This is a genomic window from Streptococcus oralis (assembly GCF_001578945.1).
GTDB classification, from domain to species: domain Bacteria; phylum Bacillota; class Bacilli; order Lactobacillales; family Streptococcaceae; genus Streptococcus; species Streptococcus oralis_Q.
Window position 1 is genome coordinate 91,291 of record NZ_KQ969551.1, and the last position, 2,509, is coordinate 93,799.

Genomic DNA, 2,509 nt, shown 5'->3' on the forward strand with positions numbered 1-2,509 from the left:
TTTATATAATCGGTTTTATTTGTTTTTTACTTTTAGTGTTCCTGTTTAGTCGCTTAATTCAGCAATCAAAGAGTTCTTCGGGCTTTCTAGGAAAACGAATGATAAAATTGTGGAATTGAACCTACCTTCCCATGTTTGTATGGGCAATTCGTTATCTGGATAGAACATCTTACCCTGCAATCTTAGATGTAGGAGTTGGGAATGATCGTTCGACCATCCTACTGAAAGAAACCTTTCCGAAAAGTACTATAACTGGAATCGATATTTCAGATACCGCAATAGCTTAAGCCAAAAAGATAGAGATGACTAATCTAAATTCTGAACACAGAGACGTTAGGGAGACAGGCTTTTCCGATGAAAGATTTGATTTAATCATAGCCTTTCAAACTCATTTTCATTGGCAGGATCTAGACTCTTCTTTTAGGAAACTTCGAAGAATACTCAAATCAGACGGGATGTTCTTACTGGCTTGTGAATATAACAAGTTATCTTACTTTATGCAGAAGTTCAAAGAATAAGAAGCATTTAAACGATTCTTCTTATCAATAGGCTTTGAGCTCGTAACTAGTCAAGGAAAGGGATCATGGATCCTTTATAGAATTGTTAAAAATTAATGGAGGTACAATCATGAAACAGTTATTTTTATGTTCATACTTTGCTGGGGTCAAAAAGCTTTTTAGCGATTATGCAAAGGAAAAGAATCTAGAAAATAAGGTTTTATTTATTCCTACCGCTGGGAACAAAGAGGACTATACTGCCTATATCGATGAGGCTCAGCAAACATTTAGAGATTTAGGATTTGAGATAGAGGTTCTAGATATTGCTTCTTGTGATCGAGAAACTGCACAGGCAAAGATTTTCCAAAGCAAGATTCTTTATATCTCAGGCGGGAATACCTTTTATTTATTGCAAGAATTAAAGAAAAAGCAACTCCTATCTCTCATCAAAGAGCAAATAAGAGATGGGTTGGTCTATGTGGGGGAATCAGCAGGGGCTATCATTGCAGCCAAGGATATTGACTACAATAAACTCATGGATGACAAGATGGTAGCGACAGACTTATCTGATACAGCGGGATTGGATGAAGTGGATTTTTATATCCTTCCGCATTATGGTGAGGAACCTTTTACTGATAGTAGCAAAAAGACCTTTGAAATGTATAAAAAGCAGCTTGAATTGCTACCGCTTCATAACCACCAAGCAATTATCGTTAACGATGAGCAAATAGATATCTTGACAATAGAATAAAAGCGTGGTTGGAAGAACATTAATATTTTACCACTAAAATGATTAGCAGTTGATAACTCACTTAGCGAAAATCTGCCATGGATAGATTAATTTTATGAATTCAAGAAGGGAAAAGTTATGAAAATAAAAACGCTAGATAAAATAGGTGGGGTTGTTTTCTTGTTTCTAACGATTGCTATCATTGTCGTTTTTTTATCAGATACGAGCTTCTTTGAGTGGGCGTTTACTAGACACCAGAATACTCTGAGTTGGTATATTCGCCCTCTCTTTATTATTCCAATTGTAATGGGAGCTTATAAAAAATCCTATAGCCTGATTTTCTTTTCTATATTTTGCCTATTTACTAGCATGTTTTGGTTCCCAAAGCCGGAAATAGTTGATGTAAAAGTAATTGAGTTTTTGAATTTTGAGAAGACTTATTTTACGAGTGGATGGAGTATTGAAAAAATTATCATTCTGGCAACAATTCTAACATTTTTTACGGCGATTATATCCTTAACATGGAGTAGACGTTGGTATGGATTATTAGCAACGGTAGTAATTGGAGCCTTTCTGAAGATTGCCCATAGTCTTTTATTTAGTGGAGGAAGTGGCATATCGATTGTAAAACCAGCTGTTTTGGGATTGATTCTCTGCATCTTAGTGATTTACTCCATCTTCAAAAGAAGAAAGTAAAAATAATAAAAGTTTATGGTTACTTTCTCCTTGACAATTATTCATTTTGCGTGTAGAATAGAATAGATCTTGAACTTGAAGGGAGTGAAAAAAATGTCTAAAACAGTAGTACGTAAGAATGAATCTCTTGACGATGCACTTCGTCGTTTCAAACGTGCGGTTACTAAAGCTGGTACTCTTCAAGAAACACGCAAACGTGAATTCTATGAAAAACCTTCTGTAAAACGTAAACGTAAATCAGAAGCAGCTCGTAAACGTAAAAAATTCTAATTAGAAATGAAAGGCTAGAGAAATCTAGTCTTTTTTCTTTTTTATATAAAAGAGTGGGAAGGCCAATGGAGAAGATTTTATTGAAGGAATCGGAAGTGGGGCTCCATTGCGTGTAGGAGGAAGAGATTTTGACGAATAGTAATACAAAAGATTAGGATAGTTTCGTCCATCACCTATTCTCTATAGCCTTACAATACTTATCAAAAGTATTTTTTTTGCATTCATGATATAATAGACTAAACTTCTACTACATTAGGAGGAAAAAGATGAAAAGACGTACTTTGGTTTGGCTAGTTACAGCCCTTGTAGTATTTGG

3 protein-coding genes and 1 pseudogene are annotated in these 2,509 nt (G+C 35.0%); all 4 read left to right on the forward strand.

Annotated features, from left to right (window positions below):
* Nucleotides 1-614, forward strand: a pseudogene (locus SORDD16_RS03115) (class I SAM-dependent methyltransferase); the annotation flags it as partial.
* 13 nt (nt 615-627) lie between these two features.
* On the forward strand, nt 628-1,248 hold the full coding sequence (locus SORDD16_RS03120; RefSeq protein ID WP_061452347.1) for a Type 1 glutamine amidotransferase-like domain-containing protein: 621 nt from the start codon (nt 628-630) through the stop codon (nt 1,246-1,248).
* Nucleotides 1,249-1,365: 117 nt separating this feature from the next.
* Nucleotides 1,366-1,923: a hypothetical protein gene (locus SORDD16_RS03125; RefSeq protein ID WP_061452348.1), complete on the forward strand. Its 558-nt coding sequence runs from the start codon at nt 1,366-1,368 to the stop codon at nt 1,921-1,923.
* 93 nt (nt 1,924-2,016) lie between these two features.
* The gene (rpsU, locus tag SORDD16_RS03130) at nt 2,017-2,193 is read left to right on the forward strand and encodes a 30S ribosomal protein S21 (protein ID WP_000048054.1); all 177 of its coding nucleotides are present in this window, start codon (nt 2,017-2,019) and stop codon (nt 2,191-2,193) included.
* Nucleotides 2,194-2,509 lie beyond the last annotated feature (316 nt).

What these genes read in the sequence shown, in the direction of transcription:
- SORDD16_RS03120 (WP_061452347.1), top strand. Translation starts at nt 628, where the DNA reads ATGAAACAGTTATTTTTATGTTCATACTTTGCTGGGGTCAAAAAGCTT.
- SORDD16_RS03125 (WP_061452348.1), top strand. Translation starts at nt 1,366, where the DNA reads ATGAAAATAAAAACGCTAGATAAAATAGGTGGGGTTGTTTTCTTGTTT.
- rpsU (WP_000048054.1), top strand. Translation starts at nt 2,017, where the DNA reads ATGTCTAAAACAGTAGTACGTAAGAATGAATCTCTTGACGATGCACTT.